The 24,094-nt window shown below is 58.7% G+C and carries 27 protein-coding genes and 1 tRNA gene; 22 read left to right on the forward strand and 6 right to left on the reverse strand.

Annotation, left to right across the window (positions count from 1 at the left end):
* Position 1 precedes the first annotated feature (1 nt).
* Both CFII68_RS01750 and CFII68_RS01745 read left to right on the forward strand, forming a co-directional pair.
* A complete protein-coding gene (locus tag CFII68_RS01750; RefSeq protein WP_003204175.1) occupies positions 2-952 on the forward strand; it encodes an alpha-E domain-containing protein in 951 nt (316 codons plus the stop codon).
* Entirely contained in the window at positions 949-1,752 is an 804-nt protein-coding gene (locus CFII68_RS01745; protein WP_018613642.1) for a transglutaminase family protein, read from the forward strand. The genes CFII68_RS01750 and CFII68_RS01745 overlap by 4 nt, the downstream gene beginning before the upstream one ends.
* A gap of 130 nt (positions 1,753-1,882) precedes the next feature.
* Here the strand turns inward: CFII68_RS01745 and CFII68_RS01740 are convergent, their stop codons facing one another.
* A complete protein-coding gene (locus CFII68_RS01740; RefSeq protein ID WP_018613644.1) occupies positions 1,883-2,695 on the reverse strand; it encodes a cytochrome c in 813 nt (270 codons plus the stop codon).
* Between the two features lie 607 nt (positions 2,696-3,302).
* Between CFII68_RS01740 and CFII68_RS01735 the strand changes: the two genes are divergently transcribed.
* The 3 genes from CFII68_RS01735 (at position 3,303) to CFII68_RS01725 (ending at position 7,503) form a co-directional block, all read left to right on the forward strand.
* Positions 3,303-4,508: an acetyl-CoA C-acetyltransferase gene (locus CFII68_RS01735; RefSeq protein WP_018613648.1), complete on the forward strand. Its 1,206-nt coding sequence runs from the start codon at positions 3,303-3,305 to the stop codon at positions 4,506-4,508.
* A 26-nt stretch (positions 4,509-4,534) separates the two neighbouring features.
* Positions 4,535-6,679, forward strand: coding sequence for a 3-hydroxyacyl-CoA dehydrogenase NAD-binding domain-containing protein (locus CFII68_RS01730; protein ID WP_018613650.1), 2,145 nt, complete (start codon positions 4,535-4,537; stop codon positions 6,677-6,679).
* Between the two features lie 89 nt (positions 6,680-6,768).
* Positions 6,769-7,503: an amidotransferase gene (locus CFII68_RS01725; RefSeq protein WP_018613652.1), complete on the forward strand. Its 735-nt coding sequence runs from the start codon at positions 6,769-6,771 to the stop codon at positions 7,501-7,503.
* Between the two features lie 200 nt (positions 7,504-7,703).
* Here the strand turns inward: CFII68_RS01725 and CFII68_RS01720 are convergent, their stop codons facing one another.
* The 3 genes from CFII68_RS01720 to CFII68_RS01710 all read right to left on the reverse strand — a co-directional run bounded on the left by CFII68_RS01720 (position 7,704) and on the right by CFII68_RS01710 (position 10,541).
* The gene (locus CFII68_RS01720; protein WP_018613654.1) at positions 7,704-8,675 is read right to left on the reverse strand and encodes a magnesium and cobalt transport protein CorA; all 972 of its coding nucleotides are present in this window, start codon (positions 8,673-8,675) and stop codon (positions 7,704-7,706) included.
* A 136-nt stretch (positions 8,676-8,811) separates the two neighbouring features.
* Positions 8,812-9,534: a 1-acylglycerol-3-phosphate O-acyltransferase gene (locus tag CFII68_RS01715; protein WP_018613656.1), complete on the reverse strand. Its 723-nt coding sequence runs from the start codon at positions 9,532-9,534 to the stop codon at positions 8,812-8,814.
* Between the two features lie 317 nt (positions 9,535-9,851).
* Positions 9,852-10,541 carry a crotonase/enoyl-CoA hydratase family protein gene (locus tag CFII68_RS01710; RefSeq protein ID WP_018613658.1) on the reverse strand — a complete coding sequence of 230 codons (690 nt, stop codon included), beginning with the start codon at positions 10,539-10,541 and terminating at the stop codon, positions 9,852-9,854.
* Positions 10,542-10,849: 308 nt separating this feature from the next.
* On the opposite strand from CFII68_RS01710, the gene CFII68_RS01705 reads away from it, so the two are divergent.
* The 8 genes from CFII68_RS01705 (at position 10,850) to CFII68_RS01670 (ending at position 15,026) form a co-directional block, all read left to right on the forward strand.
* Positions 10,850-10,939, forward strand: a tRNA-Ser gene (locus CFII68_RS01705).
* Between the two features lie 336 nt (positions 10,940-11,275).
* Positions 11,276-11,758, forward strand: a complete 483-nt coding sequence (locus tag CFII68_RS01700) for a nuclear transport factor 2 family protein (protein WP_018613661.1) — start codon at positions 11,276-11,278, stop codon at positions 11,756-11,758.
* A gap of 141 nt (positions 11,759-11,899) precedes the next feature.
* Positions 11,900-12,127 (forward strand): integrase, encoded by a 228-nt coding sequence (locus tag CFII68_RS01695; RefSeq protein WP_003204158.1) that lies wholly within the window; start codon positions 11,900-11,902, stop codon positions 12,125-12,127.
* Positions 12,128-12,276: 149 nt separating this feature from the next.
* Positions 12,277-12,606 (forward strand): type II toxin-antitoxin system HigB family toxin, encoded by a 330-nt coding sequence (locus CFII68_RS01690; RefSeq protein ID WP_014339452.1) that lies wholly within the window; start codon positions 12,277-12,279, stop codon positions 12,604-12,606.
* On the forward strand, positions 12,603-13,091 hold the full coding sequence (locus tag CFII68_RS01685) for a type II toxin-antitoxin system HigA family antitoxin (RefSeq protein WP_018613666.1): 489 nt from the start codon (positions 12,603-12,605) through the stop codon (positions 13,089-13,091). The genes CFII68_RS01690 and CFII68_RS01685 overlap by 4 nt, the downstream gene beginning before the upstream one ends.
* A gap of 244 nt (positions 13,092-13,335) precedes the next feature.
* A complete protein-coding gene (locus tag CFII68_RS01680; RefSeq protein WP_018613667.1) occupies positions 13,336-13,917 on the forward strand; it encodes a hypothetical protein in 582 nt (193 codons plus the stop codon).
* Positions 13,918-13,966: 49 nt separating this feature from the next.
* Entirely contained in the window at positions 13,967-14,530 is a 564-nt protein-coding gene (locus CFII68_RS01675; protein WP_018613669.1) for a GNAT family N-acetyltransferase, read from the forward strand.
* 94 nt (positions 14,531-14,624) lie between these two features.
* The gene (locus tag CFII68_RS01670) at positions 14,625-15,026 is read left to right on the forward strand and encodes a PaaI family thioesterase (RefSeq protein WP_018613671.1); all 402 of its coding nucleotides are present in this window, start codon (positions 14,625-14,627) and stop codon (positions 15,024-15,026) included.
* A gap of 94 nt (positions 15,027-15,120) precedes the next feature.
* Here CFII68_RS01670 and CFII68_RS01665 read toward each other — a convergent pair whose 3' ends face one another.
* The gene (locus tag CFII68_RS01665; protein WP_018613673.1) at positions 15,121-15,462 is read right to left on the reverse strand and encodes a hypothetical protein; all 342 of its coding nucleotides are present in this window, start codon (positions 15,460-15,462) and stop codon (positions 15,121-15,123) included.
* 117 nt (positions 15,463-15,579) lie between these two features.
* On the opposite strand from CFII68_RS01665, the gene CFII68_RS0126255 reads away from it, so the two are divergent.
* The 9 genes from CFII68_RS0126255 (at position 15,580) to CFII68_RS01625 (ending at position 22,561) form a co-directional block, all read left to right on the forward strand.
* Positions 15,580-16,389: a helix-turn-helix domain-containing protein gene (locus CFII68_RS0126255; RefSeq protein ID WP_033062947.1), complete on the forward strand. Its 810-nt coding sequence runs from the start codon at positions 15,580-15,582 to the stop codon at positions 16,387-16,389.
* Positions 16,390-16,406: 17 nt separating this feature from the next.
* Complete coding sequence (locus CFII68_RS01660) at positions 16,407-16,772, forward strand: VOC family protein (protein ID WP_018613677.1); 366 nt, start codon at positions 16,407-16,409, stop codon at positions 16,770-16,772.
* Positions 16,763-17,566 (forward strand): diaminopimelate epimerase, encoded by an 804-nt coding sequence (dapF, locus tag CFII68_RS01655; RefSeq protein WP_018613679.1) that lies wholly within the window; start codon positions 16,763-16,765, stop codon positions 17,564-17,566. The genes CFII68_RS01660 and dapF overlap by 10 nt, the downstream gene beginning before the upstream one ends.
* 354 nt (positions 17,567-17,920) lie before the next feature.
* Positions 17,921-18,412 (forward strand): GNAT family N-acetyltransferase, encoded by a 492-nt coding sequence (locus CFII68_RS01650; protein WP_018613680.1) that lies wholly within the window; start codon positions 17,921-17,923, stop codon positions 18,410-18,412.
* A 99-nt stretch (positions 18,413-18,511) separates the two neighbouring features.
* A complete protein-coding gene (locus CFII68_RS01645) occupies positions 18,512-19,609 on the forward strand; it encodes a sterol desaturase family protein (protein WP_018613682.1) in 1,098 nt (365 codons plus the stop codon).
* On the forward strand, positions 19,606-20,421 hold the full coding sequence (locus CFII68_RS01640; protein WP_018613684.1) for a suppressor of fused domain protein: 816 nt from the start codon (positions 19,606-19,608) through the stop codon (positions 20,419-20,421). The genes CFII68_RS01645 and CFII68_RS01640 overlap by 4 nt, the downstream gene beginning before the upstream one ends.
* Positions 20,422-20,491: 70 nt before the next feature.
* Positions 20,492-21,106 carry an alpha/beta fold hydrolase gene (locus tag CFII68_RS01635; RefSeq protein ID WP_018613685.1) on the forward strand — a complete coding sequence of 205 codons (615 nt, stop codon included), beginning with the start codon at positions 20,492-20,494 and terminating at the stop codon, positions 21,104-21,106.
* 89 nt (positions 21,107-21,195) lie between these two features.
* Positions 21,196-21,819, forward strand: coding sequence for an SMI1/KNR4 family protein (locus tag CFII68_RS01630; RefSeq protein ID WP_018613688.1), 624 nt, complete (start codon positions 21,196-21,198; stop codon positions 21,817-21,819).
* A 178-nt stretch (positions 21,820-21,997) separates the two neighbouring features.
* On the forward strand, positions 21,998-22,561 hold the full coding sequence (locus CFII68_RS01625) for an NADAR family protein (protein ID WP_018613690.1): 564 nt from the start codon (positions 21,998-22,000) through the stop codon (positions 22,559-22,561).
* Positions 22,562-22,693: 132 nt separating this feature from the next.
* On the opposite strand, the gene CFII68_RS01620 is transcribed toward CFII68_RS01625, so the two are convergent.
* Positions 22,694-23,974: a haloacid dehalogenase-like hydrolase gene (locus CFII68_RS01620; protein ID WP_018613692.1), complete on the reverse strand. Its 1,281-nt coding sequence runs from the start codon at positions 23,972-23,974 to the stop codon at positions 22,694-22,696.
* Positions 23,975-24,094 lie beyond the last annotated feature (120 nt).

Here is a 24,094-nt window from a genome sequence, read left to right on the forward strand (position 1 = left end):
CATGCTGAGTAGAACCGCCTCGGACCTGTACTGGATGTCGCGCTACCTGGAGCGTGCGGAAAACCTCGCACGGATGCTCGATGTCAGTTATTCATTGTCGCTGATGCCCCAGGACGGGCGTGGCGACGGCCTGCACGAGCTGGCCATGCCATTGCTGATCACAGGCACGCTGGATGACTACCGGGAGCGACACGGCGAGCTGCACGCCGAGCGCCTGCTGCATTTCTTTGCCCTGGAAGCGGCCAACCCGGCCAGCATCTACAGTTGCCTCGGCGCCGCGCGAGCCAGTGCCCACGCGGTACGTGGGCGAATCACCGCCGACATGTGGGAGAACATCAACGCCACCTGGCTGGAAATTCGCGGGATCGCCGAGCAAGGCTTGAATCGCTACGGCATGAGCCGTTTCTGTGAGTGGATCAAGGAGCGATCCCACCTGTTTCGTGGCGCAACCTACGGCACCATCATGCGCAACGACGCATTCCGCTTCATTCGCTTGGGGACCTTCATCGAAAGGGCCGACAACACCCTGCGCTTGCTCGACGCCCGTTACGAAATGGCCGGCGACCAGGCCGACACGGTCAGCGATGGCACGGCCCACGCGTATTACCAATGGAGCGCCTTGTTGCGGGCCTTGTCGTCCTTTGAGGCCTACACCGAGATCTACCGTGACGCCCCGGGCGCTCGCCATGTGGCCGAGTTGCTGCTGTTGCGCGCCGACGTACCGCGTTCGCTGCGCGCCTGTACCGAAGAAATCAACCAGATCCTCGCGAGCCTGCCGGGCACCAACGGCCGGCAGGCACAACGGCTGGCGGCGGAAATGGACGCACGCCTGCGCTACACCGGCATCAACGAAATCCTCGACGGGGGCCTGCATGCCTGGCTCACCGAATTCATCCCACTGGTCCGTGAACTGGGCAATGCCATTCACAGTTCCTACCTGGAGGTCATATGAGACTCTCGATCAGCCACGAAACGGCCTACCACTATGAAGATCAGGTGCGCGCCAGCATCCAGTACCTGCGCCTGACGCCCCACGACAGCGAACGCCAGCATGTGCTGAGCTGGCAATTGGATCTGCCACGGCCGGTGCGGGCGCAGCTGGATCCGTTCGGCAACATCCTTCATGTACTGACCCTGGACGAACCCCACGAAACGGTCATCATCGGCGCCCGCGGACAGGTGGATATCGATCCGTCGCGTGAAGCCGAGCACGAGAGCCAGTCAGCGCTGCCGTTCCTGCGCTTCACCCGGCTGACCGAGGCGGACGAGGCCCTTCGAGCCTTCGCTGCGCAGCAGTGCCAGCAGCGTCGCGATCGCACGGCGCTGATCGACCTGATGCACGGGCTGAACCAGCACATGATCTACACCCCTGGCACCACTGAAGTGGAGACCAGTGCGGCCCAGGCTTTTGCCGGTCGTAGCGGGGTGTGCCAGGATCACACCCACGCCTTCCTGGCCTGCGCCCGCAGCCTGGGAGTGCCGGCGCGGTATGTGTCGGGGTACCTGTTCAGCGAAGCGAGCGAACACCTGGCAAGCCATGCCTGGGCAGAAGCCTGGCTTGACGACGCCTGGTACAGTTTCGACGTGACCAACCAATTGGCCCGTCCGGAGCGCCACCTGAAGCTGGCCGTGGGCCTGGATTACCTGGACGCCTGCCCGGTGCGTGGCATGCGGCGTGGCGGTGGTTGCGAGCAGATGCATGCCAAGCTGGTCGTGCCACCGGCGCCAGTGATCACGGTGCAACAACAATAACCGCTTGGTGAGCGAGCTTTTGTGGCGAGGGAGCTTGCTCCCGCTCGAGTGCGAAGCGCTCGCAAGCTTTATTAAGGGGCTGCTGCGCAGCCCAGCGGGAGCAAGCTCCCTCGCCACAAAAAAAGCAATCTCACGGGGCCAATGGCTGCTTGCGTCCCGCCATATGCTTCAAATAACCCACCAGCAAATCCAGCTCCGAATCCGGCAGTACCGCAGCCGAGAACCCGGGCATCTTGCCCTGGGGCCAGCGACGCAGCGCTTGCGGGTCGCGAATGTAGCGCTTGAGGAAATCCCCGGAGAAGTATTCGGTCGGGTTGAAGGGAATGTTCAGGTCAGGGCCGAACTGCGCGTCGCCTGCGCCATTGAGCCGATGACACGCCAGGCAGTTTTTCTGGAACAGCTCGAAACCTTTATTGATCGGGTCGTCCTTGGCCAGGTTGGGCGCCGGCAGCAGGGCGGGGAAGCGTTCGGCCACGGCCGACAGGCGCTTGATGGTCGCCACCGCGTAGGGCCATTGCTCCGGGCTTATATGGCCAGCCTGCGGATCGGTCCAGACCAGGTAGAAAGGCCCGGCACTGTGCTTGCCTTCCCCCAGTGATGGCCAGGGCTTGGCCGGGTCCTCAATCGCCAGCCAGGCCCGGGCCCCACTTTTGTTGAGTAACGGCGCCGCAGGCATTTCGGCAGCGAAGCCGTCCAGGGCAACGGCTTGCAGGTGGTCCTCCGCTTGGACGCCCGTCAATAGTGCCGTCAGCGGCACGGCTCGATAGCTCATCGGTTTCTTGTAGGAAACGTCATCAGCGATCTGGACCGTTTGAGCGTCCGGGCGCTTGAGCAGTTCTTCGGTTTGCCAGGTGCGCGTATCCGCGCCCAACTCCAGCACCAGTTGCGCGGCGTAAAGGGGCGTGCTGAGCAGCAACACCCCGAACACAATAAGAGCTTTCAAGTCGATCGCCTTCCATGTCGAGGGGGGCCGCAAAGGTTGGCACAGCCATCGCGGCTCGAACAGAGAACCCGTCACATTTTTTGGCGACACAACTAATGAATGATGCAGATGCCCTCGCGCAGGATTCAGCCAATCACCTTGGTGATATTCGGCAAAATCAACAGCAGCGTCGTGGCAAAGAGAATGAGTCCGGCTTGGCGAACTTTCGAATGTTTGAACATGGCTGACCCGCCTTTATTGTTATTTCCTAAAAGCCAGCCTGCATATCCATGGCGGCTGGCGTTGCACTTCCTGTCCGACAAGCGCCTCGGCAAAACCCGACGACTTTCTTGTACAAGGATTACATTAGGGGCCGCGGCGGCCTTGGCTTAGATCCAATTCATATCAGCTTGGTACAGGCTGCTCTAAAAAAGGCATGAGGCCTATTGCCACCTTCCTGCCGGCCCTTTTGCTAGACAGCTTGCCCTCCTGAATCGGTTAACCCGATAGCTCGCTACCGTTCGTCTGAGCGTGGCCGTCAACGCCATTGAGCGCTGTGGTCATTGAATCCGGCGCCGCTGGGCTTATGGTTGAAGGCATCGCATTACCCCGTGGTTTCGAGGACGTCATGACCCAAGCTTTGATTTTCGACGCATTACGCACGCCCCGTGGCAAGGGCAAGGCCGATGGTGCCTTGCACAGCGTCAAGCCGGTAAATCTGATGGGTGGCCTGCTCAGCGTCTTGCAACAGCGTATGGATCTGGACACCAGCCAAGTCGATGACATCGTGCTCGGTTGCGTGACCCCGGTGGGTGAACAGGGGGCCGATATCGCCAAGACCGCTGCGCTGGTGGCCAATTGGGATGTCAGCGTGGCCGGTGTGCAACTCAATCGGTTTTGCGCCTCGGGCCTGGAGGCGGTGAACCTGGCGGCCATGAAAGTGCGTTCCGGCTTCGAAGACCTGGTGGTGGCCGGCGGCGTCGAATCCATGTCCCGGGTGCCCATGGGCAGCGATGGCGGTGCGTGGGCGTTGGACCCGCAATCCAACCTGCACGGCCACTTCGTTCCCCAGGGCATCGGCGCCGACCTGATCGCCACGCTGGAAGGCTTTAGCCGTGAGGATGTCGACGGCTATGCCCTGCATTCCCAGCAAAAAGCGGCGCGTGCCCGGGCTGACGGTTCGTTCAATAAATCCCTGGTCGCCGTGCGGGACCAGAATGGCATCGTGCTGCTGGACCACGACGAATTCATCCGCGCCGACTCCACGCTCGAAGGCCTGGGCAGGCTCAAGCCGAGTTTCGAAGCCATGGGCCAGATGGGCTTCGATGGTACGGCGCTGCGTGTCTACAGCCATGTCGAACGAATCCATCACGTGCACACGCCGGGCAACAGTTCCGGCATCGTCGACGGTGCGGCACTGATGTTGATCGGTTCCGAAGCCAAGGGGCGCGCCATGGGCCTGCAACCCCGGGCGCGGATCGTCGCCACCGCAGTCACCAGTACCGACCCGACCATCATGCTCACCGGCCCGGCGCCGGCTACCCGCAAGGCCCTGGCCAAGGCCGGGTTGCGGGTGGAGGACATCGACCTGTTCGAAGTCAACGAGGCCTTCGCCTCGGTGGTGCTCAAGTTCATCAAGGACATGGCCATCGACCCGGCCAAGGTCAACGTCAACGGTGGCTCCATCGCCATGGGGCATCCCTTGGGCGCCACGGGGTGCGCGATTCTCGGCACGTTGCTCGACGAATTGGAGGTGCGTCGCCTGCGTTATGGCCTGGCGACCCTCTGTGTCGGCGGCGGTATGGGCATTGCCACCGTCATTGAACGCCTCTGAGCCCCGACTTCAAGGAACACTTTTTCATGACCGATGCCATTCGTTACGAAACTGGCCAGGACCGGATCGTCGTCCTGACCCTGGACATGCCGGGCCAGAGCGCCAATACCATGAACGCGGTGTACCGTGAGGCCATGGCCGCCTGCGTCGCCCGTTTGCAGGCTGAAAAGGACTCGATTGCCGGTGTGATCATCACCTCGGCCAAGCACACCTTCTTCGCCGGCGGTGACCTCAACGAATTGATCAAGGTCGGCAAGCCCGAGGCCAAGGCTTTCTACGACATGGTCCTGCGGCTTAAAGCGCAACTGCGAGCCTTGGAGACCTTGGGCAAACCCGTGGTGGCGGCCATCAATGGCGCGGCCCTCGGCGGTGGTTGGGAAATCTGTCTGGCCTGCCATCATCGCGTGGCCCTGGACCTGTCGTCGGTGCAGCTCGGCTTGCCGGAGGTCACGCTTGGCCTGTTGCCGGGCGGTGGCGGGGTGGTGCGGATGGTGCGCCTGCTCGGTTTGGAAAAGGCCTTGCCGTATCTGCTCGAGGGCAAGAAGGTCAATGCGCAACAAGCGCTGCAGGCCGGTTTGATCGATGAGCTGGCGAAGGATCGTGACGAACTGCTGGCCAAATCCCGGGCCTGGATTCTTGCCAACCCCAGCGTCATCCAACCCTGGGATGCAAAGGACTATCGACTGCCGGGCGGCACGCCGTCTGACCCGAAAGTTGCGCAAATGCTGGCTATCGCCCCTTCGATCCTGCGCAACAAGACCCAGGGTTGCCTGCCAGCACCGGAGAAAATCCTCTGCGCAGCGGTGGAGGGCGCCCAGGTAGATTTCGACACCGCGCACCTGATCGAAACCCGTTACTTCACCGAACTGACCACCGGCCAGGTGGCGAAGAACCTGATGGGTACCTTCTGGTTCCAGCTCAACGAGATCAAGGCCGGTGGTTCTCGCCCACAGGGTTTTGCGCCTTATCTGACGAAAAAAGTCGGCGTGCTCGGCGCGGGCATGATGGGGGCGGGTATCGCCTATGTCAGCGCCGTGGCCGGCATCGCAGTGGTACTCAAGGATGTCGATCTGGCGGCGGCCGAGAAGGGCAAGGCCCGTTCGGCGGCGTTGCTGGATAAAAAGATCGCCCGGGGCCAACTCACCGCCGAGCAGCGCGAAGCCACGCTGGCGCGGATTCACACGACCGACAGCAACGCCGACCTGGCCGGCTGCGACCTGATCATCGAAGCGGTGTTTGAAGATCGCGCCCTGAAAGCCAGAGTGTCGGCCGCCGCCCAGGCGGTGGTGGGCGATGATGCGGTGATCGCTTCCAACACCTCGACCTTGCCCATCACCGGCCTGGCCATGGCTGTGCCAGACCCGACGAAGTTCATCGGCCTGCACTTCTTCAGCCCGGTGGAGAAAATGCCTTTGGTGGAGATCATCAAGGGCGCGCGCACCAGTGACGCGACCCTGGCCCGGGGGTTCGATTTTGTCCAGCAGATCAGCAAGACGCCGATTGTGGTCAACGACAGTCGCGGCTTCTTTACGTCGCGTGTATTCGGCACTTTTACCAACGAGGGCATCGCCATGCTCGGCGAGGGCGTGAGTGCGCCGATGATCGAGACCGAAGCGCGCAAGGCCGGCATGCCGGTCGGGCCTCTGGCGATCGCTGACGAAGTTTCCCTCAGCCTGATGAGCCATATCCGCGCGCAAACCGCCAAGGACCTGCGCGCAGAAGGGAAAGCGCCGAGTGAGCACCCGGCGTTCGCCGTGATTGACTTGTTGCTCAACGAATACAAGCGACCGGGCAAGGCCGCCGGTGCCGGTTTCTATGAATACCCGGCCGATGGGCAAAAGTATCTGTGGCCGGCGCTCAAAAGCCGCTTCGAGGAAGCCGACGGGCAGATTTCCCCGCAGGATATCCGTGATCGCCTGCTGTTCATCCAGACCCTGGAAACCGTGCGCTGCGTGGAGGAGGGGGTGCTGACTTCGACGGCCGACGCCAACGTCGGCTCGATCTTCGGTATTGGCTTCGCCGCCTGGACCGGTGGTGCGCTGCAGTTCATCAACCAATACGGCCTGCAAGACTTTATTGGTCGCGCCCAGTATCTGGCCGAGCAATATGGCGAGCGCTTCTCACCGCCGGCCTTGTTGTTGGAGAAGGCCGCCCGCCACGAACTGTTCTGACAGACCCGGGAAGGGGCTTGCCTTGGGACGGTGTTTCAGGGCAGGCTCTGAGGTGTGCAATATTCCCATCATCGTGTCAGGTATTTTTTATGTCGCTACGCATCTGCATTCTGGAAACCGATATCCTGCGTCCGGAACTGGTCGACCAATATCAGGGTTACGGGCAGATGTTCCAGCGCCTGTTTTCGCAGCAGCCCATCGCGGCCGAATTCGTCGTGTACAACGTGATGGAGGGGCATTACCCCGGCGATGACGAGGCATTCGACGCTTATCTGGTGACCGGCAGCAAGGCTGATTCCTTCGGCACCGACCCTTGGATTCAAACCCTCAAGACCTACCTGCTGGAGCGCTATCAGCGCGGCGATAAATTGCTCGGTGTGTGCTTTGGCCACCAGCTGTTGGCGTTGTTGCTGGGCGGTAAGACTGAACGCGCCACCCAAGGCTGGGGCGTCGGCACCCATCGCTACAAACTCGCCGCCAAGGCGCCTTGGATGAGCCCGGTGATGGAAGAATTGACCTTGCTGATCAGCCATCAAGACCAGGTCACCGAACTGCCCGAAAGTGCGACCGTCATCGCCTCCAGCGATTTCTGCCCATTCGCCGCCTACCACATCAACGACCAGGTGCTGTGCTTCCAGGGTCACCCAGAGTTCATCCACGATTATTCCCGGGCCTTGCTGGAGATTCGCCAGCAGCACCTCGGCGAGCAGATCTATAGCCAGGGTGTGGCGAGCCTTGCCCACGAGCACCACGGCACCACGGTGGCGGAGTGGATGATGCGTTTTGTCGCCCACAAGCCGCAGGTCGAAACCAGCCAAGGCTAAAGATCACCACATCTCTAATGTGGGAGCGAGCTTGCTCGCGATCGCGGTGGATCAGCTGGCGTTGATGTTGGATGTGCCGTCGTCTTCGTCGGAACGCCGCCCGGAGCAAGCCCGCTCCCACACTGGATCTGTGTACGACGCAAATCCCCTGTGGGAGCGAGCCTGCTCGCGATAAATCCCACACAAATCCCACTGTTCGCCTACAACCACCCCGATCGCTTGAAGCTCAACCACAACGACGAGCATCCCACCGTAATAACCCCCAGCACCGCAAAATACCCGTATTGCCAACTCAACTCCGGCATCACCTGGAAGTTCATCCCATAGATCCCGGCCACGGCCGTGGGAAACGCCAGGATCGCCGCCCAAGCCGCGAACTTGCGCTGCACCACGCTCTGGCGCGACGCTTCGAGCAGCACGCCGACTTCGATGGTCTGGCTGGCGATGTCGGCCAGGGTGGCCAGGTCTTCCATTTGCCGCGTGACATGAATCTGCACATCGCGGAAATACGGGCCCATGTTCTTGTCGATGAAGGGGAAGTCGAGTCGCTGCAACTCTTCACTGATCTCCACCATCGGCGCCGCATAGCGACGCAGGCGCAACACGTCGCGACGCAAACTGTGCAGGTTCTGGATATCCCGCTCGTTCAGGGAGCTGCACATGACGCTGCGCTCCAGCTCATCGATTTCGGCGTGAATGGCTTCCCCCATGGGCTGGTAGTTTTCAATCACGAAATCAAGGATGGCGTAGAGGACGAAATCTTCCCCGTGTTTCAGCAAAAGCGGACGCGCCTCACAGCGCTGCCGGACGTGGGCGTAGGACGCTGAGTGGCCGTTGCGAGCCGTGATGATGTAGCCCTTGCCGGCGAAGATATGGGTTTCGATGAACAGCAGCTTGCCGTCCTTGCGTATCGGCGAATACGTGACGATAAACAGCGCATCGCCAAAGGTCTCCAGCTTGGGACGGCTGTGTTTTTCCATGGCGTCTTCGATCGCCAATTCGTGCAGGTTGAATTGACGCTGCAGGTTGGTCAGCTCCAGGGCGCTGGGCTCTTCGAGACCGATCCACACAAAATGACCAGGTTTGGCAGCCCAGGCGCTGCCTTCGTCGAGGGTGATATTGGTGACTTTCTTACCGGCGCTGTAGACCGCAGCAGCAACGACTCTACCCATAATGGTGGTTCACTTCTTATTTGGAAATGGCAGTGGCAGGCAGCGTCCAGCTTAACGCGCCCTGTAGCTTGAGAGTCAGCAAAATCTACGGAGTTCGGCGGTAAAAGAAAACCCGCCGAGGGGGCGGGTTTTCCATTCAGGCGGTTTGCAGCTGCCGGTCCATTGTCGCGATGCACTCGCGCATCTGCTCACGGCATTGGGCAATGAGCCGGGGCATGTCATCCATACTCAATCCGGCTGTAGGAATCGCCGGCAACGAGCGTATGAGGATGTCACCGCTGCGCCAGCGATTGAGGCGCATGTGCTTGATGTAGCTGCTCACGCACACCGGAACAATCGGCACTCCGGCGGCTATTGCCATCTGGAATGCGCCTTTCTTGAACGGCAGCAGGTCCTCACCCAGATTGCGCGTGCCCTCCGGGAAAACCCAGATCGAGGTGTCCTCGTGCTGCAAGGTATGGGTGGTGGTCAGCATCGACTGTCGCGCCTTGATCGCATTGCCGCGGTCGATCAACACGTTGCCCGCCAGCCAGAACAATTGCCCGAACAGCGGCACCCATTTCAGGCTCTTCTTGCCGATGCACACGGTACGGCGCGGCACCACGTTGCCGAACATGAACAGGTCATAGTTGGATTGGTGGTTGGCGATGATGACGCAGCCGTTGGGCTTATTCACCAGCGTGTCGACTTGCGTCCGGACCCGCAGGCGCAAAATGCACATCGCCGGCAATGCGTAAAATCGTGCGCATAAACGGCTGTTGTCCGGGTTGAACGGCCGACACAGGCCCAGAATCACCCCGAGCACGCCAGCCAATACAAAATGCAGGCCCATCAACAACATACGCAGTACAAACAGCATCTACAGGCCCCATCGGGACAAAAGGTGGCGCAGTGTACGGATGTGCACTGTTTTCGGCAATTGCCCCTATAGAGGTAGGAAATGGACGATGTTTAAGCGCATGTTTCCACATGGCGTGACAGAAGCGGTGTAGAGCGGTTGCGGACTTTTAAGCGACGCGCGTAGGAAAAAGCCCGACTCCAGGTGAGGGCTAGCGCTCTCTGGGCCCGTAGGAGCTGACGAGCGGAGCGAGGCTGCGATCTTTCCATTACCAATTGAGTCCGGAGCGAAGGATCAAAAGATCGCAGCCTCGCTCCGCTCGACAGCTCCTACAAGCCTCAGCCCATATGCTCCTGATCCAGCAGAATCGCACTGTCCAGCGTTTCCAGCAGGGCTTTGCGCACTTTCAGCTTGGTGTTCTTGTGGGCGGACATGTTGATCTTCTTCAACTGACGCGCCGCTTCCAGGGCCGCGCCCTGCAGTTCTTCGGCCGACACCACCTTGTCGAGGAAGCCCGCATCCACAGCGCCCTGTGGGTTAAACATCTCGGCATTGATTACCGAGCGATGGAACGCCGACTTGCGCAGGCGATCACGAGCCAGCTCGATACCGGCGTGGTGCATGGTCATGCCGATCTGCACTTCGTTCAGGCCGATGCTGAACGGCCCTTCCACCCCGATGCGATAGTCCGCCGAGAGCAGCAGGAACGCACCCTTGGCCACCGCATGCCCCGGGCAAGCGACAACGACAGGGAAGGGGTGCGACAACAAGCGACGGGCCAGGGTCGAGCCGGCCGTGACCAGGCCCACCGCTTCCTTGGGACCGGCGGTCATCACCTTCAGATCGTAACCACCCGACAAAATCCCCGGTTGCCCGGTAATGATCACCACCGCCCGATCCGCCGTCGCCTGGTCCAGCGCAGCATTGAACGCGGCAATCACATCCGGCGAGATGGCATTGACCTTGCCGTTGTTCAAGGTCAGGGTCGCGATACCGTCTTCGAGATGGTAGGCAATCAAGTCGCTCATGACGCTATTCCTTGTAAGAGAAGTGACGCAGACGTTACTCACCGCCGCAGGCCAGGTAAAGCGCCGTGACTGACTCACCGGTCAGCTCCAAGCCCCGCAAACAGCCTGTCCCGCCCATCCCGCTTCGCCTTCATCTATAGAGCAGCGCCTGCATAGTCCCGAAGATTGGCCGGTTTGCCATGCCTAAGTGCGTTTGAAATGCCCGACCAAGCTTAACCGCATGAAAATTCTGAAAAAAACCTTTGCCATCGGAAAAGCTTTCGACTACATTAGCGCGCCTCGACAGACTGAACAGTTTGCCGAGATACGGTGAAGTGTCCGAGTGGCTTAAGGAGCACGCCTGGAAAGTGTGTATACAGGAAACTGTATCGAGAGTTCGAATCTCTCCTTCACCGCCACATTCGATACACACAAAACCCCTGGTTTTCCAAGAGAACCAGGGGTTTTGTGGTTTCTGCCGTCTGAAAAATACACAAGGCACGTGGAGTATCCAGGAATAAGCACCGCCCCCCTGTGGGAGCGAGCGTGCTCGCGATGACGGCCATACATCCAACATCAAAGTGACTGATCCACCGCTATCGCGAGCTCGCTCCCACAGTGGCCTGATTACCAAACAGCATTCGACAACCTCGCAGCAGTATCGGGCAAAGGTTTCTGGGCACATGCCGTTAAGGTCCTCCTGGAAGAGCGTCTTATCAACTGCATTGCTGTGAGAGAACATCATGACCAGATGGATGAATTTCACTTGGCGCGTCCAGGCGCTTGCACTGTCTTTAATATTTTTTACGAACAACGTCTGGGCTTCGGAAAACACCCAGCACGCGAATGCGACGCTGGTCCGCCAGGCGTTCACTCTCTGGCAGCAGGGCAAAGGCACGGTGTTCGATCTGCTGGCGCCCAATGCGAAATGGACCGTGGCCGGGACGAGTCCTGTTTCCGGTGTCTATAACAGCAAGGCTGAACTGGCCCAAGTTGTGCGGCCGATTACTGCGCGACTGGCAACACCGATTGTCCCCACGGTGCAGAGCATCGTTGCTCAGAATGATGTCGTGGTTGTTCTGTGGAACGGAACCGCCACGGCGCTTGATCACAAACCCTACAACAACACCTACCTGTGGCACATGACCTTCAAGAATGGTCAGATCATTGAAGTCACAGCCTTCCTGGACACCTACGTGTTGAACGATCTTATGCGGCGCGTAAAACCCCCACAGTAGTGGCTGGGCTATCTTGTTGGCTGTGAAGCAGTTCGCTTTTGCGTAGCGTGCTCTTCAAAAGGTTGACTCGATTCAGAACAAAAACCGGAAATGCGTGGTCTTTGTCAGTACCCCAAGTTCGTCTCTCCCTGAGGTCGCACAATGAGTCTGATCGATTGCCCTGAATGCGCTTCCCGAATTTCCGACAAGGCCTACGCCTGCCCACATTGCGGCAATCCTTTCCGGGAGCCGAGTTTCCGCCTGACCGAAAAGAACGTGGGGCAGATTGCCGGGGTGACCGGCGTCTGGCTCACCGCGCCCTGGATCGCGCGGATGGTCTTTGGTGTGGTGGCCGTGATTGCGGTGGCGGCGGTGTTGATTCTACGGTGACTGTGTCGATTGGCTAGCTAGCCGGGCCCGTCGTACAAACGCTCTGCCGAACATAATAATTGTCACCGTATGAGTCCCGCTGCCGCCAATAAATCGTAGTTGTGAAAAAACACAACCAGAGTACCGTCGGCTCAAAGACAAGGAAGCCCATGGATATACTCACGCCATCACGTTTTGACGACGCTGCGATTTTGTACCCGAACGACAAGGCCGGGCTTGATCGATGCCTGCGCATTTTGAGGATGGCACGCCCCAAAGCGTTCGCGGACCTGCAAAAGCTGTTCGGTACGCACGGTGTTTTGTTCAAGCCCAGAGCCGCAATGAACTGGGTGGTGATCGACGTAGGCGGCAATAATCTCAGAGTGATAGGTGGCGTCAACTACACCCGGCAGAAGTTCTGCGTCAAACACATCTACACGCATGCCGATTACGACGTTGCCAACAGTTGGTATGCAAGAAACAAGGGGGTAAGACGATGAGCGCAGCCCGGAATGACTTTCAAACCGTGATCGCAACGCTTGGCGAGCTACATGCGGTACTGGATCGCCTGCGCGGTGAGTTTGTGCATGGCATCAAGACCCCTGCCGACTATGAGCGTGCGACCGACCTGCTCGATGCGCTCACCGACGGACGCGAACTGAGCAAAACCGAGGAGAAAATTCTCGTTGAACTCGAGGACGAAATCCTGGCCTACCAGCGCGACTCCGAACAGTTTCGCGAATCGAATGCCGCTTTTGAGGCGACCTGCACGCCTGTGCAATTGATCAAGGACCTGATGGAGACGCTCGGGCTCACCGGTTCAGACCTCCCTGAAATCGGTGATAAAACGGCGGTGTCCAAAGTGCTCAATGGCGATAGACCTATCAGCCACAAGATGGCGTATGCGCTGGCGGAGCGGTTTGCGATGGAGCCGAGTGCTTTCTTGACCGCGGCCTCAGCAAAGGTGACGGCTCATATCGAATGAATACAAAGTAGTAACTTCGAACGGCCGCAGAAAGACAGCCAAAGAGCCGGATAAGGGGTAGGGCAATCATCTGCTGATCAAGGGGCGGGGTTGGTTGTCGATTCACGGAAGTTCAGGATGACACGCGCCCCGATACATCGGCCATTGCAGTCAATCCCCGAACCCTCTATAAAATCTCGCGCTGACATCGCGTTCCTCTCGACCGTCGTTGGCCCTGGATATCTGACCCGCATGGAGCATCATCGTGAGCCAATCGCCACGCCCCCTCAACGCCCAAACTGACATTAACCCGCGCACGACGTCCCGCGTCCTGCGACATGCCTGGAACTTCACTTTACTGACCCTGCTCACCGGCTGCGGAGCGCTGTCGGATGTCCGTTCTTTCTCCACCCCTTACTCAACGCCTGACGGTGGCGAGACCGCGCGCTTGCGGGTGATCAGCGATGGCATGGTCAGGGCCGTACCCAAGTCCGATTGCGTGGACTTCCGCCTGCCGGGCGCGGGCGTCATGGTGGCGTACCGCGATGGCTACGCCAATCGCAACGGCGAAAGCCTGGGCATGCCAGATGACGACAAACACTCATCCTCCACGGTGATGACTGAGTTGCTGGTGCCTGCCGGGCAGCCCATTGCTTTTCATTACATCGGTGCTCAATGCTACAACATGTTCAGTTTTGTCCCTAAGGCAGGGGAGGATTACCAACTGGACGCTGCGGGGCGTTATGAGTGTGGGGTGACGCTCAAGCAACTGCCCGCGGCAACGACGCAACTTCCCCGTTCATTCTTGAAGGACAGCAAACTGTGCAGGGCGACGGATAACTTTTAGCGCGGAGGGTTTTCCAAGGACGCCATAACGTTGAAAAAGGAGTTTCATCATGAGCCCCATCCCCACGTTCCAAACCCGTCGCCTCATCCTCACACCCCTTGAGCTGACGGATGCACCGGCGATCCAACAGCTATTTCCCCATTGGGAAGTGGTCCGTTACCTGGACAGCCGCGTGCCCTGGCCTTACCCGGATGACGGCGCGCTGACGTACGTGCGCGATCATGCACTCCCGGCTATTGCAGCCGGACGCGAGTGGCACTGGATGATCCGTATTGCCGAAGAGCCGACACAGAGCATCGGCAGCATCAGCTTGTACGACCAGCCCGGCAACAACCGGGGTTTCTGGCTGACACCGCAATGGCAGGGAAAGGGCTACATGCGCGAGGCTTGTGAAGTGATCAATACCTATTGGTTTGAAGCGCTGGGGCGCCCTGTCATGCAAGTGCCCAAGGCGGTGGGCAACGAGGCTTCGCGCAAAGTTTCGGAGCATGAAGGCATGCGCCTGATCGGGACGCAGGAAGGGGAGTTTGTCTGTGGGTCGTTGCTTAAGGAAATCTGGGAAATGACGCGTGGGAATTGGCTTGGGAAAAAGGCCGCGTTGGAATCGAATTGAGCAGAGTCAAATGGGTCAAGTCGCCTGTGAACGACAATTCACCACGGTCGTCGCCAGGATCTATCTGTCGGGTTAACGGGTAAAGGAATGTGAGATGGATATTCCACAGGGTTTCAGGCCGTTATTTCGTAGCAGCCCTTTTCTTGACTTACTCGGTCCCTTTTATTATCGGGAAAACTCCGAAGGTTTTACCGTTGGGATTCGGGTGGAGGAGAAACACACCAATGCGCGTGGACTCGCTCACGGAGGATTGTTCATGGCGCTGGCTGATATCGCGCTGGGCTACAGCGCTGCGTACTCGAAAGATCCGCCTCTTAAGCTCGTGACGACCACGATGACGACTGATTTCGCTGGCTCCGCTAAGATCGGCGATTGGTTGGAGGCTGCCGTAGATATTCAAAAAACCGGTAGTCGATTGGTGTTTGCCAATACCTATATCAGCGCTGGCGAGGAGCGCGTGGTTCGAGCCAGTGCATCTTTTCTGGTGCTCAGCTAGGGGGATGCTGAACTGGCCCAGATGCGTCAGGGAGATCCGAAAGCGGTACTCGTTGATTGGCCTTGAGCTGTAATCGTCCTCTGCGGTGCGTTGCTTAAGACGGTGGGTAATCATGAGTACCTGTCACCGGCGATTGACGTCCAAATCCGTTAACGACGATGTACAACAGTGGACCGATTGATACAAATATCACCGTGATCAGGATGTAGGGCAGCAATGACATGAGCGACCTGCCTTTCGAACGTGTGTCCCGGTACATCCAGATGCACGCCATGCAAGCGAGCAAATAGAGATCAATGACTACCTGCGCGGTGTCTGGGCGGGACATGAGCCCGAGGCCGAACGCCAGGAGCGATTGCTCGGCGAGAAACAAAGTACTCGCCGTGTACACGGAAAAAAACAACAGCGTGACAAGTGCGATGTAAGGTTTCTTCACGTTGCCTCCTTGGACAAGTTCATTGATCAGTGGAGGTAGGCTAGTGATTTGACCGTCATGGTTTCAATGACCTCAGAGGTCATCGACGCCGCTCCCCCGCAATGCCAGAGTCAACGGATGACCAGTCGACCTTTTTCTCGAACAACGCCACCAACCTCAGCCGGTGCGCAACTGCGTCACTTGCGCCAACAGGCCGGACTGAGTCAGTTGGACTGTGCACTGATCACGGGGATCTCTCAGCGTCATCTTAGTTGCATCGAGACGGGGCGCGCCAAGCCAAGCCCCGGCACTCTGCATAACTTATTGACTGCCCTGGATGTACCTTTGGAGCGATGCAACGACATCTTCATCGCCAGTGGCTATGCCCCTCGCTACGAAACGACGCCGCTCACGTCTTCGTCAATGGAAGTGGTACGTGATGCCATTAATCATGTACTTCACGCCAATAACCCCGCTCCGGCGATTGTTCTGGGTGCCCAATGGGACATCCTTGCAGCCAACACCAGCGCAGGTGTTCTGTTCGATCTGGTGGGTCTTGCCAGGGATGCAGCCGATGGGCTCAACCTCTTGGTGACACTGCTGCAACCCGGTGGCTTGGGCGATCATTTGAGTAACGCCGAGGAAATAAGATTAGTGGCCTGGCAACGGGCCTCTCGGGAAGCCTTGAGTAATCCCGCGTTGGCTGAGATTCTGAAGAGCCTGCCGGCCCCATACAGCTCTGCGGCGCTGATTAACGAGCTGCCTCCGCTGTTGCTGACGCGAGTCGAGTCTCCCCATGGGGAGCTGAAGTTCATGTCAACGTTCACCACCTTCGGCATGCCGCTCGACATCACGATGAGCTCATTGCGTATCGAGCATCTGATTCCTGCCGACGCGAAGACCTGGGAGGTGATGACTAAGGCATATGAGCAGGCGCAACACCAATAATGATCAAGGAAGAACACATGCAACCGTCACTCAATCGAATCATGTTGTATGTCCGGGACGTTCAAGCGACCTGCGATTTTTATGAGCGTCATTTCAGTTTTACCAGTGAAAGAAAAGTCGATGACCGCGTCACCGAATTGAGCCCTGCAAACGGTGGCGCGATCCTGATGGTTCACCCGGCAGGGAAGGCCGTTAAAACAGGGCAAGTCACCGTAAAGCTTGTCTTTGATCTCCAGGATGTTGAGGGTTTCAAGGCCAAGTGCCTGGCCCAAGGCCTGAGGTTTGGCGCTACGCACAGGGCGGATGGTTACTCTTTCTCCAACGCCAAAGACCCCGACGGTAATTCCATTTCCATCTCCAGCAGGGCGTTTGCATGCAGCTGAACTTTCAAAAGATGCATGCCAATGGCGATGACTTCGTTATTGTCGATTCGCGAAATTCGGCCAACCCGGTGACGAGTGCCATGGCCCAGCGAATGGGGGATCGGAACCGGGGTGTGGGCTTCAACCAACTCGCGGTGTTGCTCGATTGCGACGATGCCGATGCGCGCGTGATGTTCTGGAACGCCGATGGCTCCGCGCTGGATGTTTGCGGCAGCGCGACGCGGGGTGCGGCGGATATGCTGATGCGCGAAGCAAATGTTGCTTCGGTAGCCCTGCGCACTAACCGTGGTCTGCTCACGTGCGAACGTACTCCGACCGGCGACATTTCCGTCGATATGGGAATGCCGCTTTTTGGCTGGTCGGACATTCCTTTGGCGCAAGAACTGGACACCGCCGCCTTGCCACTGGCCGGCAGTCCAGCCGCGTGCAGCATGGGAAATCCGCACTGCACCTATTTTGTCGATGATCTGGCAACCGTTGATATCGCGACGATTGCCCCGGCTATTGAAACCAACGCGTTATTTCCGCTCAAGACCAACGTTCATTTCGTTCAGGTCATTGATCGCACGCATATTCGGTTGCGCATCTGGGAACGCTGTGCGGGTATTGCTCTGGGTTCAGGTTCTTGCTCGTGTGGCGCGGTTGTTAATGGGATTCGTCGTGGTTTGTTGGACAGCACCGTCGAGGTTGAATGTGATGGTGGAAGCGTGACGGTTCAATGGGATGGCGTGGGCGCGGTCTTTCTTATCGGGCCGGTGGAGGCGAGTTTTTCGGGGACGATGAGTCAAGGCTGAGTCGGTAGGTGTTTCAATCCTGGAGCAGGGATCTGCAGGACATTCAGTGCGTCAAGAAAATCTTCATTTGAGTCAGTTTACGGATTTCTCTTAGCTCGCAGCAGCTTTTAACGCGTTCAGGCTGCGCTTCACAGAACGGGTACCCACCGCCAATCTCCTGTGGGAGCGAGCTTGCTCGCGAAGGCGGCAGCAAGTTACAACATGGTTTGAATAGATACACACTCTGTGGCGAGGGAGCTTGCTCCCTCGCCACAGGACTATGGAGATTTGCATCATTTCTCGATGATCCTGAGCCACGGCCAGCGAGCCTGATCACTTTTCGCGCACCAAGTGCATAGATCTCAAGGACGCCCAATGCAATTGCAAAGCAGGCCAGTGATGGCTGATGACATCAAGACCCTCTGTAGCTTTGCGCAGGACGCTCGGGAACTGTTCTATATGTTCCCGAAAGCTCAATACCCTCTGACTGAAGCTCAGCTTTTGTCTGAAGCTATCGCTCGACGATTCGATTCGACGGTCATCGAGGCTGGGAACCGTGTCGTTGGTTTTGCTAACTTCTATCGGGCCGAAAAAGGCGGGGTTTGCTGTATCGGCAATGTCATCGTTGCCCAAGAGGCTCGAGGTAAAGGCGTTGCCAGTTTTCTCGTGGAAACGATGACGGCCCTGGCGTTCGACCGCTATGACGCCACTGAAGTGCAGGTATCGTGTTTCAATGAAAATACGGCAGGCTTGCTGCTTTATCCAAAGCTGGGCTTTTTGCCCTTTGCTATAGAAGAGCGAGTTTCTCCAGATAATCGGAGAACCGCACTCATCCATATGCGTCGTGTTAGATCGGGCCGCCTCTAGATTTTTTTGAGCGGCCACCCCCAGAAATGCCTGAAAACCCAAGCCCAGCCCAACGCGACTGATTTACAATGCCGTTCCTTCGACAGAGACCGGCCTTTCGTGGATGCGTTTTCCCTTGTCTATCAACACCTGAGCGCATGGGTAATCGCACCCGTCACCCAGCAGTTCCTCGGCATTTTCAACCTGAACGGCCGCCTCGGGATCCTGTTTCTCTGCGCTTCCTACAGCGTCGCCTATGGCTTGTTCCGCTACAGAAAACACCGCGGCCTGACTGACGCTCGTTCGTTCTGGCAATTCATAGGCGGCAGCCAGGTGCATCTGCATCGCTCGGCACTGCTGGACTATCGCTACTACTTCGTCCGGGCGATTCTCAAGATTGCCTTGGTGTTGCCCATTGTTCATCTGGTCGATCCGTACATTCTGCGCTCCGGGGATTACCTGGCTTTTTTCAGCAACCTCTGGGGCGCGCGTCCGCGTCTGGGGGAGAATCTTTCGCTCGCCTTGCTCTATGGGCTAGGGGTGTTCCTGGTGAAGGACTTCGTCCACTACTGGGCGCACCGGGCGTTTCATTCGCGCTGGCTCTGGGCGTTTCACAAGGTGCATCACTCGGCGCCGGTGCTGGTGCCGGCCACCGCGAGTCGGGTGCATTTTGTGGAGAAGATTGTCGAGAGGCTTGGCACCACCGCCTGCCTGGGCCTCTTCGCAGGTGGCTTCTGGTATGTCTGTGGCGGTGAGATCAGCCGCTACACGTTGTTCGGCGTGACGTACCTGGTGTTCATCTTCAATAGCCTGGCGGCCAACTTGCGTCACACCCATGTCTGGCTGTCCTTTGGCCCGGTGCTGGAACATGTGCTGAACAGTCCGGCTCAGCACCAGATCCACCACAGCGATGCACCGCGTCATTTCAACCGCAATTTTGGCGTCAACCTGTCGCTGTGGGACTGGATGTTCGGCACGCTCTATGTCACCCGCTCGCAGCCCGAGCACTTGCGTTTCGGCACCGGAGAACAGGACCACCAGCGTTACCTGACGGTGTATAGCCTGATTGTCACGCCTTTCGTCGAAACTGCCCGCAAGTACCTGCCCGCGTTTTCATATCAACGCCAACACGCCACAATGCGCCCAACGCCTGCCATCGGATCAGCGAGAGCTGACACAGGTGAGGCTCAGCGAAAAACCAGCAAGGAACGCCCATGAATTTCTTCAAGAAGCTCTTCGGTTCATCGAAAACTCCTGAAACCCAAGACGACCAGCCCGCGCCGCAATCCCACGAGCTTGGCGACCTGACCGAGGCTGAAGCCGCCAATCTGGCCGTCCGGGAAGCCGGCGCAGCGTGCCTGGATCGTCATTGGAGCGCTGTCGGCACGGTCGAGCGGGATGTCCTGGCCTATCTGATCAGCCCGACCTTTTCCGGCGGCCCGTACTGGCCTTCGACCCGCCAGGCCTACCGTGTGGTTCGCCGTGGCGACACGATCATTCTCGCCACTGAAGGCCTGTCCGATCCATTCGATGATGCGGAAGGCATGGGCAACGGCTTCGAGATGGAATTGTTCGTCGAAACCGCGGATATCCCCGAGCACGCCTATGGCCCCGTGGGGGAGGTCGATCCTTTCAAAGGCAGCTGGGCCTTCGAGCTGCTGGAGCACGTCGCCAAAACCGTGGCCGACGCTGGCGGCATCACCCACCAACTCGACCAATACGGGACGCTATCCCTTGAACTGCCCGGGCTCAGCCAATCGCATCACATGAGCGATCAACTGCCCAAACTCTTCGTGACCGATGACGACTCCACCGGCGTTCTGCTCGGCGCGCCGACACCGGATTTTCCTACCCAACTGGATGACATGCCCTTGTCTCCGGTCAGATTGGTGCCGGTGGTATTGATTACGGCGGCGGAGCTGGAATACGTGCGTTCGGGAGGGCGAGCGGCGCGGGAGGATCTGGTGAGTCGTTTGCAGGTGGCGGGTGTTGGGCATATGAGCAGCCTGCATCGGGCGAGTGTGGTGTGAGGCTGGAGCCGGTCATCGAACCTGGCGGCCTCCTGCTGACTCTTTCAATCCCATCTTCAAGGACGAACCCGTGACCGCATCCCCCGCCAAACTCATCTTCCTGCCCGGCGCCTCAGGCAACACCCAGTTCTGGCATCCGGTCGCCGAGCGCTTGGCCCACCCGGCGCAGCAAGTACACATAGGCTGGCCCGGTTTTGGAGACACGCCGCCCGTGCCTGACGTGACCGGCATGAGTGACCTGGTGGCGCGTGTGCAGGCCGAGATCGACCGACCCACAGCGCTGGTGGCGCAATCCATGGGCGGTATCGTCGCTGTGCTCGCAGCACTTGAACGCCCTGAGCTGATCACCCACCTCGTGCTGACTGTCACCTCGGGCGGGGTGGACATGTCGGCGCTGGGCGCGCAGGACTGGCGCCCGGATTTTGCGGCGGCCAACTCGACGCTGCCGAGTTGGTTTCTCGACGACCGCACCGACCTCACGTCCCGCCTGGTCGCGCTGCGCATGCCGGTCCTGCTGCTCTGGGGCGACGCTGATCCGATCAGCCCCGTTCGCGTCGGCCAGTACCTTGCCCAACTGTTGCCCCGCGCTGAACTGCACGTTTTCCCTGGAGCCGATCACAGCCTGGGCTTTACTCACGCAGATGAGGCGGCGAGGCAGATCGAGAGACATCTGGCCAGCGCGTGAGCGGAGCACTTGTTATCGACGTGTCGGACTGATTGTGCGGCGCGGCGTGTTTCAAAACCTTCAGGACCCAATACCTTTTCGAGACATCAATGACTGACTACCGCGGACTCATCCTCGAAGACACCCGTGAAGGCGCCGCCGAGCGTGCCATCACGCAACTGGAAGCCAGCCTGGATGCCCGCTTGCCGGACGACTATCGCCAATTCCTCAAGACCTGCAACGGCGCCTACGTGGAATACGATGTGCTGGCGACCCTGGCCAATGGCGACGAGGAACTGCTTAGTTTTTCGCTGTACGGGCTGGACCCGGACAAAGAGTATGAATCCAACCCCTTCGAACTGGAGCAACTGCGGGCCCAGCCCGGCTTCCCCGCAACGGGATTACTGCCGATCGGTCGCGACGGCGGCGCGAGCATCTTGCTGCTGGACCTGCGGGAAGGGCGCCAGGACGTGGCGGCGATGGTCGCGGGCTTGCCTGCCTGGACCGGTCGCCGTCAGCAGGGCGATGAGTACGTGGTGTTGGCGGATTCTTTCAATGGCTATCTGGATTCGCTGCATTTATCGCAAGAGCGGATCGAGGAGCATATCAATCACTTCATGATCAGCCCTGAGAGTATTGAGGCGACGTTGGAGTGGTTGGATAAGGGAAGTCCGGGGTGGCGGGAGCGGTATCGGGAATTGTGGAATGCGAGGGTTGTGGATCGGTTGATTTGAAGGCTGATTGGGTGGATGAATTCCGGTCTTGTCCCCTGGAGGCTGTTTACCTCTACTTCCCAAGCCGTCGCCACCATTTCGTAAGCTATGAGCGATGCAAGTGGGCGCTATAGACACGAAGCGGCCTTGGTCAGCACAGTAGCTGTAACTTCGATCTTCAGTCAGCAAGGACATCTCATTGAACGACTCTGAACATGTGAAAGAACTGTGCGCCCGTTTCAACTCTGGAGAACATCTGACGTTTACGTTTTTCTGGGGGCACCAGCGCAGCAAAATTGCCGTTACGGCTTCGTGCTTCAGCCAATGGTTCGAGGCCGGGTTCATTGTCGAGGGGCAACATTACCCGACAGCCGAACACTTCATGATGGCCGAGAAAGCGGCCTTGTTCGACGATCAGGAAAATCGTGCGCAGGTGCTCCACGCTCCTACTCCTAATGCCGCCAAAGCACTTGGCCGCAACGTGCGCGGCTTCAATGATAAGGTTTGGCTGCAACACCGATACGACATCGTCGTTCGAGCGAACCAGGCCAAGTTCTCTCAGAATCCGCAGTTGAACGAATACCTTCTACAAACCGGTTCGAGCGTTATTGTCGAAGCCAGCCCGGTTGATAACATCTGGGGTATAGGGCTCGCACAGGACAACGCGGATGCGAACAATCCGAATCTGTGGAAAGGCTTGAATCTGCTGGGGTTTGCGCTGATGCAGGTGCGAGACGGGACGAGTGTGCCAGCCCCAAGGTAGTGTCCTGCTTACAGACTCTCTCGGGCCGGCAGTGGAAGCGATTTTCCGACGCAGAATCATCATTCCCGCAGATACAAGGCGAGTTGCACTGCTGCTCGCGGATGGCCGCCGGCCACCCGCGAGCCAGTGCCGTCAAGCCAGCAGCTTAAGCTCGTCTTTACCGTATTTGAGCGATTTCTCGTCTGGAATCATCAGGCCGGTGTGCTCGTCGCGCCCCTGCAGGACGAAGCGGGCGTCCGGCTTACCCAGTTGGGTCGCGGCCTGCTGGCTGTCGGCGCCGATCTCGCCCTTCTTCATGCGGTTGACGATCACCCCCACCGCCGTATCGTTGAAGTCGCGCAGCATCCAGGCATCGCCATCGCTGTCGCCAGCCACCAACACCGGGCCATAGCCTTTCTGTTTAACCAGCACGTTCTTGATGCCGACGGTCTTGCCCGGACCGTAATTGAAATGCCAGCCTGGCTGATAACGAGTGGTGTACTTGCCGTCTTCCATCGCCATGCGCAGGCCGATCACGTTCTCAGGCGGCACGCCGTATCCGTAATGAGGATTGCCCGCGAACACGCGTACCACATCGTCGATCGAGGCGGTGCTGATATAGACGTCGATGCCGTTGGCGCGCAGCGTGTGCATCAGGCCACGAATCTCCTCATGGATACGAATGCCATGGAAGTGGGTAGCGGCCACCACCCCGGCCCGGCCCGGTAATGTGCGCGAACTCTCGTACTTGACCTTGCGCAGCGCGTCGCCGATGGCGTAGTTGTTGGAAGCCTCGGCCATCGCCTGCAACTCAGCCGTGGTCATGTTCTTGTAGAAATACAGAATCCACTTGTAGCCGATCTCCACCGGGTAACTTTCGCAGATCGCGTCGTACATGAAGTAGAGCTTGGCGAGAAAATCCTTGTGCTGCTCGCTGGTCTGGATCTCCTCCAGGCTCTTGTCGCCAGCGAGCCCCTTGTAGTTGGCGTGCAACCAGCGGTAATCCGCTTCCACATCGCTGGCGATGTCTTCCATCTTGACCGGCTTGCCGTCCACCGTGGTGTAGTCCTTCATGAACGCGCCGTTCGGCACGTCCTGACGCACCACAGCAGCGAACTCATCAGGTGTCAGCTTGTACTGCAAATGATTGATCTGGTAGACCAGCAGCGCTTCTTCACAGTCGTTCATGATGCAGGTGTTGTCCCAGTCGAACACCGCGTATGGGCGCTGGTCAGGACGGTAGGACGCGCTTTTGACGCCGTGCTGATCGATCACTGCTTGCAGACGCTTTTGGTTAAGCGGCGACCAGCGCGCTGGGTCCAGTGCACTCGGTGTGGTCGCAGGCGTGGCGGCTTGCGTTATGCGGGATGACAACAACAGCGGAGAGACGATGGAAACGGTGGCGAGGGTGTTCAGAAACTGGCGACGCTGCATGGCATAGCTCCTACTTCTAGACGAGAGGTTGCAACCGAGGCGATGGCGAAAGCGTGTTTCGAAATACGGACGAGGGGAAAAGCCCGTCCGGCCACGAGGCTAGCTCCAAATACACAAAAA

The organism is Pseudomonas sp. CFII68 (assembly GCF_000416195.1).
Lineage (GTDB): Bacteria > Pseudomonadota > Gammaproteobacteria > Pseudomonadales > Pseudomonadaceae > Aquipseudomonas > Aquipseudomonas kilonensis.

Bases quoted from the DNA above. Each gene is read 5' to 3' on its own strand.
- CFII68_RS01750 (WP_003204175.1), top strand. From the start codon at position 2: ATGCTGAGTAGAACCGCCTCGGACCTGTACTGGATGTCGCGCTACCTG.
- CFII68_RS01745 (WP_018613642.1), top strand. From the start codon at position 949: ATGAGACTCTCGATCAGCCACGAAACGGCCTACCACTATGAAGATCAG.
- CFII68_RS01735 (WP_018613648.1), top strand. From the start codon at position 3,303: ATGACCCAAGCTTTGATTTTCGACGCATTACGCACGCCCCGTGGCAAG.
- CFII68_RS01730 (WP_018613650.1), top strand. From the start codon at position 4,535: ATGACCGATGCCATTCGTTACGAAACTGGCCAGGACCGGATCGTCGTC.
- CFII68_RS01725 (WP_018613652.1), top strand. From the start codon at position 6,769: ATGTCGCTACGCATCTGCATTCTGGAAACCGATATCCTGCGTCCGGAA.
- CFII68_RS01720 (WP_018613654.1), bottom strand. From the start codon at position 8,675: ATGGGTAGAGTCGTTGCTGCTGCGGTCTACAGCGCCGGTAAGAAAGTC.
- CFII68_RS01715 (WP_018613656.1), bottom strand. From the start codon at position 9,534: ATGCTGTTTGTACTGCGTATGTTGTTGATGGGCCTGCATTTTGTATTG.
- CFII68_RS01710 (WP_018613658.1), bottom strand. From the start codon at position 10,541: ATGAGCGACTTGATTGCCTACCATCTCGAAGACGGTATCGCGACCCTG.
- CFII68_RS01700 (WP_018613661.1), top strand. From the start codon at position 11,276: ATGAATTTCACTTGGCGCGTCCAGGCGCTTGCACTGTCTTTAATATTT.
- CFII68_RS01695 (WP_003204158.1), top strand. From the start codon at position 11,900: ATGAGTCTGATCGATTGCCCTGAATGCGCTTCCCGAATTTCCGACAAG.
- CFII68_RS01690 (WP_014339452.1), top strand. From the start codon at position 12,277: ATGGATATACTCACGCCATCACGTTTTGACGACGCTGCGATTTTGTAC.
- CFII68_RS01685 (WP_018613666.1), top strand. From the start codon at position 12,603: ATGAGCGCAGCCCGGAATGACTTTCAAACCGTGATCGCAACGCTTGGC.
- CFII68_RS01675 (WP_018613669.1), top strand. From the start codon at position 13,967: ATGAGCCCCATCCCCACGTTCCAAACCCGTCGCCTCATCCTCACACCC.
- CFII68_RS01670 (WP_018613671.1), top strand. From the start codon at position 14,625: ATGGATATTCCACAGGGTTTCAGGCCGTTATTTCGTAGCAGCCCTTTT.
- CFII68_RS0126255 (WP_033062947.1), top strand. From the start codon at position 15,580: ATGACCAGTCGACCTTTTTCTCGAACAACGCCACCAACCTCAGCCGGT.
- CFII68_RS01660 (WP_018613677.1), top strand. From the start codon at position 16,407: ATGCAACCGTCACTCAATCGAATCATGTTGTATGTCCGGGACGTTCAA.
- dapF (WP_018613679.1), top strand. From the start codon at position 16,763: ATGCAGCTGAACTTTCAAAAGATGCATGCCAATGGCGATGACTTCGTT.
- CFII68_RS01650 (WP_018613680.1), top strand. From the start codon at position 17,921: ATGCAATTGCAAAGCAGGCCAGTGATGGCTGATGACATCAAGACCCTC.
- CFII68_RS01640 (WP_018613684.1), top strand. From the start codon at position 19,606: ATGAATTTCTTCAAGAAGCTCTTCGGTTCATCGAAAACTCCTGAAACC.
- CFII68_RS01630 (WP_018613688.1), top strand. From the start codon at position 21,196: ATGACTGACTACCGCGGACTCATCCTCGAAGACACCCGTGAAGGCGCC.
- CFII68_RS01620 (WP_018613692.1), bottom strand. From the start codon at position 23,974: ATGCAGCGTCGCCAGTTTCTGAACACCCTCGCCACCGTTTCCATCGTC.